Below are 5,416 nucleotides of genomic sequence, written 5' to 3'. Positions count from 1 at the left end.
AAAAGAGACCGCAATACGCAGCCCCCAACCCGGGCTCAACCCCCCCACCCCGCAGGGTGGCCGCCGTCGTGTGCCGGCAGTCCCGGGAGAACTCGACGGCGGCGGCTTTACGTTGGCATTGCCCACCCCGCTGTTCCCGGAGCCTGTGACGTGTGGCACTATGCGTACGCCTCCCAGCGCCGGTGTTCGCACCGGCACAGCCCGCACAGCCGCACAGGAGACACTTCGCGTGCAGACCTCCGCGACGCTTCCGGACCTCGCGCACACCGCCAGCCGTCCGGCGCACTGGCTCGCCACGGCCACAGCGATGGCCGCCGTCATCGCGGGCGCGGGCCTACTCGAACCGGAGTCCGCGAAAGCGAACCAGTCCGCTGCGGATGCGGTCACCGCCGTGGCTTCCCCCGCACCCGACCCGGGACTCGTGGAGCTGCCGCTCGAGTGCGGCGGCGCCGGCAGTGAGGTCGTGCGGAAGGCCTCGGGTGATCTCGATGGTGACGGAGGTCCCGAGACGGCCGTGGTGGCGCGCTGCGCGGCGGGCTCCGGCACCCCGCCGACCGGTGTCTACGTCATCGCACGGTCGTCCACCGGTGCGCCCCGTGTCGTGGCGACTCTGGTGGATCCGGCCGAGCAGCTCAGCGTGAGCGCGTTCGCCGTCCACGGCGGGACCGTCACGGCGACGCTGCTCGGCTACTCATCGCCCGATGTCCCCCGCTGCTGTCCGGACGAGCAGGAGCAAGCCAAGTGGCAGTGGCAGGGCGGCAAGTTCATGGAGTCCCGCCGACCCGTGACCCCGGTCGCGGACGGTGTCTGACTGGACACACTCCGTTCCCAATCCGGTCTGCGGGGCGGGCCCGGGCCTACTAGGCGTCGGGACCGTACACCTCGACCCGGTCGGCGACCCGGCGCACATGGATGCAGTCGCCCGGGCACTCCTTGGCGGAGTCGATGACATCCGTCAGCAGCGGCAGCGGCACCGGCGTTGTGGCCCCGGGCGCCTGCAGCAGCTCGTCGTCCCCGCTCTTCACATACGCGAGTCCGTCGATGTCCAGCTCGAAGACCTCGGGGGCGTACTGCACGCAGATCCCGTCGCCGGTGCAGAGGTCCTGATCGATCCAGACTTCGAGAGCCTCGTTCATGTCGCCTGCCGTTCCTGCGCGGTGTGTATCAATAGGTGCCAGCCCTGACGGGTGTTGACCGTTCCGACGATACAACCGCCCGCTTTCAGATGTTGATGGGTGGGTATTCACCTGGCGTGAGGGGAAGCGCAAGGGTGAAGATCGGACACACCCCTTCCGTCTTTGTGATCTAGGGGTTTCAATCTCCACCCACCCAGGTAGGGTCAGGAAGCGTCCAGCTCCCCTTGGAGGAGGTGAGGACCGTGGCAGCCCACGACGACGACAACAACCGCGGCTTCCGGCCGGGACGGGGGTCTGATGACCCTGCCGGCCAGATTGCCTATCTCGAGCAGGAGATCGCCGTCCTGCGCCGCAAGCTCGCCGACTCTCCGCGACACACGAGGATTCTCGAAGAGCGGATCGTCGAGCTGCAGACAAACCTGGCCGGCGTTTCCGCGCAGAACGAACGGCTGGCGAACACGCTCCGTGAGGCCCGCGATCAGATCGTGGCCCTCAAGGAGGAGGTCGACCGGCTCGCACAGCCGCCGGCCGGCTTCGGTGTGTTCCTTCAGGCCAACGAGGACGGCACCGCCGACATCTTCACCGGGGGCCGCAAGCTCCGGGTGAACGTCAGCCCCAGTGTCGAGCCCGACGAGCTCAGGCGCGGCCAGGAGGTCATGCTCAACGAGGCGCTCAACGTGGTCGAGGCCATGGAGTTCGAGCGCACCGGGGACATCGTCACCCTCAAGGAGATCCTCGAGGACGGCGAGCGCGCCCTGGTGATCGGGCACACCGACGAGGAACGGGTGGTACGGCTCGCCGAGCCGCTGCTGGACGCCACCATCCGCCCCGGCGACGCCCTGCTGCTCGAACCGAGGTCCGGCTACGTCTACGAGGTCGTGCCGAAGAGCGAGGTCGAGGAGCTCGTCCTCGAAGAGGTCCCGGACGTCGACTACGACAAGATCGGCGGTCTGGGCAACCAGATCGAGATGATCCGCGACGCGGTCGAGCTGCCGTACCTCTACCCCGACCTCTTCCGGGAGCACGAACTGCGCCCGCCGAAGGGCATCCTGCTCTACGGCCCGCCCGGCTGCGGGAAGACGCTGATCGCCAAGGCGGTCGCCAACTCCCTTGCCAAGAAGGTCGCCGAGGTGACCGGGCAGCCCGCGGGAAAGAGCTACTTCCTCAACATCAAGGGCCCCGAGCTCCTCAACAAGTACGTGGGCGAGACCGAGCGGCACATCCGCCTGGTCTTCCAGCGCGCACGCGAGAAGGCGAGCGAGGGCACTCCGGTCATCGTCTTCTTCGACGAGATGGAGTCGCTGTTCCGCACCCGCGGTTCCGGTGTCAGCTCGGACGTGGAGAACACCATCGTCCCGCAGCTGCTCGCCGAGATCGACGGTGTGGAGGGGCTCGAGAACGTCATCGTGATCGGCGCGTCCAACCGTGAGGACATGATCGACCCGGCGATCCTGCGGCCGGGGCGACTGGACGTCAAGATCAAGATCGAGCGTCCGGACGCCGAAGCGGCGAAGGACATCTTCGCGAAGTACCTGAGGTCGACGCTTCCGCTGCACGCGGACGACGTCTCGGAGCACACGGGCTCCAAGGAGGCGGCGGTCCAGGGCATGATCCAGTCCGTTGTGGAGCAGATGTACGCGGAATCCGAGGAAAACCGCTTCCTGGAGGTCACGTACGCCAACGGCGACAAGGAAGTCCTCTACTTCAAGGACTTCAATTCCGGCGCCATGATCCAGAACATCGTGGACCGGGCCAAGAAGATGGCGATCAAGCAGTTCCTCGACCACAACCAGAAGGGTCTGCGGGTCGCCCACCTCCTCCAGGCGTGCGTGGACGAGTTCAAGGAGAACGAGGACCTGCCCAACACCACCAACCCGGACGACTGGGCCCGGATCTCCGGAAAGAAGGGCGAGCGGATCGTATTCATCCGCACCCTCGTCACCGGAAAGCAGGGCGCGGACACCGGACGCTCCATCGACACGGTGGCCAACACCGGTCAGTACCTGTAAATCGCAGCCCGGCTGCGGATGCCCTGGGGCTTCCCCGCCGAAAACGGGGGAGGGCATCCGCAGCCGCCTGCTTTCCCAGGTGCCGCGGACGGGTAATCGCACCACACAGAGCAATGACCGAATTGATCTCCTCACCAGTGCAGAGGGTTCTAGGCTCGTCGGTACCGCCGAGCCGCGTGGTGCGGGGACGGGCACCGCACACGCACCGGAGACCGAGCGGTACTTGAGCGCCGCCCCAGACGGGAGCGCCGCCGGGCAAGGAGGGCCGCATGACCGTACGGCGAGTAATGGGCATCGAGACGGAGTACGGGATCTCCGTCCCCGGCCACCCGAACGCCAATGCCATGCTCACCTCGTCCCAGATCGTCAACGCCTACGCGGCCGCGATGCACCGGGCACGGCGTGCCCGCTGGGACTTCGAGGAGGAGAATCCGCTGCGGGACGCCCGCGGCTTCGACCTCGCCCGGGAGGCCGCCGACTCCAGCCAGCTCACGGACGAGGACATCGGCCTGGCCAACGTCATCCTCACCAACGGCGCCAGGCTCTACGTCGACCACGCCCACCCCGAGTACAGCGCCCCCGAGGTGACCAACCCGCGAGACGCTGTCCTCTGGGACAAGGCAGGTGAGCGGATCATGGCGGAGGCCGCCGAGCGGGCCGCCCAGCTCCCCGGCGCGCAGCCGATCCACCTGTACAAGAACAACACCGACAACAAGGGCGCGTCCTACGGCACGCACGAGAACTACCTGATGAAGCGGGAGACCCCGTTCTCGGATATCGTGCGGCACCTCACCCCGTTCTTCGTGTCCCGGCAGGTGGTGACCGGGGCCGGGCGGGTGGGGATCGGCCAGGACGGCCATGAGCACGGATTCCAGATCAGCCAGCGGGCCGACTACTTCGAAGTCGAGGTCGGCCTGGAGACCACGCTCAAGCGCCCCATCATCAACACCAGGGACGAGCCGCATGCCGACGCCGAGAAGTACCGCCGGCTGCATGTGATCATCGGCGACGCCAACCTCTCCGAGATCTCGACGTATCTCAAGCTCGGTACGACCGCGCTGGTGCTCTCCATGATCGAGGACGGCTTCATCAACGTGGACCTGGCCGTCGACCAGCCGGTACGTACCCTGCACCAGGTCTCCCACGACCCCGCGCTCAAGCGGGTGATCACTCTGCGCAGCGGCCGGACACTCACCGGCGTCCAGTTGCAGATGGAGTACTTCGAGCTCGCCAGGAAGTACGTCGAAGACCGCTTCGGAGCGGACGCGGACGAGCAGACCAAGGACGTGCTGTCCCGCTGGGAGGACACCCTCAACCGGCTCGAGAACGATCCGATGAGCCTCTCCGGCGAGCTGGACTGGATCACGAAACGGGAGATCCTCGAGGGCTACCGGCGGCGTGACGGCGTGGACTGGGACGCGGCACGGCTGCACCTCGTGGACCTCCAGTACGCCGACGTACGCCCCGAGAAGGGCCTGTACAACCGTCTGGTGGCTCGCGGCAAGATGAAGCGGCTCCTGGACGAGGCAGATGTCGAGCGGGCCGAGAGCAAGCCTCCTGAGGACACCAGGGCGTACTTCCGCGGCCGCTGCCTCGAGCAGTACGCGGACGACGTGGCCGCGGCCTCCTGGGACTCCGTGATCTTCGATCTGCCCGGTCGTGACTCTCTGCAACGGGTCCCCACGCTGGAGCCCCTCAGAGGCACCCGCAACCACGTGAAAGAGCTGCTCGACCGGTGCCGCACAGCCGAAGACCTGGTCCGGGTTCTGTCCGGGGGCTGAAATGGCCCTCGTCCGGGAATCATTGCGATAACCCCCGGACGTTGAGGAAAGTGCGGGGCCGATGTCAGACCCTGCTTGTAGGGTCTGATCTTGAGTGAGCCAACCAAACGGGCAAACCGAGCGGGGTGAGGGAAATGGCAACCAAGGACACCGGCGGCGGTCAGCAGCGGGCCACACGCTCCACCGAGGAGGTCGAGGAGCAGGCGCAGGACGCGCAGGCCTCCGAGGACCTCAAGGAGCGCCAGGAAAAGCTGTCCGACGATGTCGACTCCGTGCTGGACGAGATCGACGACGTACTCGAAGAGAACGCCGAGGACTTCGTGCGCTCCTTCGTGCAAAAGGGCGGAGAGTAGCACCCCCGAACGGTCGGGGCATCCCCCGGTTGTGGGGGGGGGCGGCCGGGCGGGGGGGCGGGGGGGGGGCGCCCCCGCCCGGCCCGCGCCGCCGCGCGGGCGGGGCGGCGGGGGGTGGGCGCGCGCAGAGCCCCCCC

At 67.4% G+C, this 5,416-nt stretch carries 5 protein-coding genes; 4 read left to right on the top strand and 1 reads right to left on the bottom strand.

Annotated features, from left to right (window positions below; all coding sequences use genetic code 11):
• The first annotated feature begins 229 nt into the window (after positions 1 to 229).
• Entirely contained in the window at positions 230 to 811 is a 582-nt protein-coding gene (locus tag ACFWI9_RS18325; RefSeq protein WP_387163155.1) for a hypothetical protein, read from the top strand.
• Positions 812 to 860: 49 nt separating this feature from the next.
• Here ACFWI9_RS18325 and ACFWI9_RS18320 read toward each other — a convergent pair whose 3' ends face one another.
• Entirely contained in the window at positions 861 to 1,136 is a 276-nt protein-coding gene (locus ACFWI9_RS18320) for a ferredoxin (RefSeq protein WP_387163152.1), read from the bottom strand.
• A gap of 242 nt (positions 1,137 to 1,378) precedes the next feature.
• Between ACFWI9_RS18320 and arc the strand changes: the two genes are divergently transcribed.
• From arc to ACFWI9_RS18305, 3 genes are all read left to right on the top strand, one after another.
• Positions 1,379 to 3,145, top strand: coding sequence for a proteasome ATPase (gene arc, locus ACFWI9_RS18315; protein WP_338675575.1), 1,767 nt, complete (start codon positions 1,379 to 1,381; stop codon positions 3,143 to 3,145).
• A gap of 269 nt (positions 3,146 to 3,414) precedes the next feature.
• Complete coding sequence (dop, locus tag ACFWI9_RS18310; protein WP_387163150.1) at positions 3,415 to 4,926, top strand: depupylase/deamidase Dop; 1,512 nt, start codon at positions 3,415 to 3,417, stop codon at positions 4,924 to 4,926.
• A 134-nt stretch (positions 4,927 to 5,060) separates the two neighbouring features.
• Positions 5,061 to 5,279, top strand: a complete 219-nt coding sequence (locus ACFWI9_RS18305) for a ubiquitin-like protein Pup (protein ID WP_093657191.1) — start codon at positions 5,061 to 5,063, stop codon at positions 5,277 to 5,279.
• Positions 5,280 to 5,416: the final 137 nt, after the last annotated feature.

Origin of the sequence: Streptomyces sp. NPDC127084, from assembly GCF_042724175.1 — a bacterium.
Taxonomy (GTDB): Bacteria; Actinomycetota; Actinomycetes; order Streptomycetales; family Streptomycetaceae; genus Streptomyces.
This window is presented reverse-complemented; position numbering and strand designations above follow the sequence as displayed.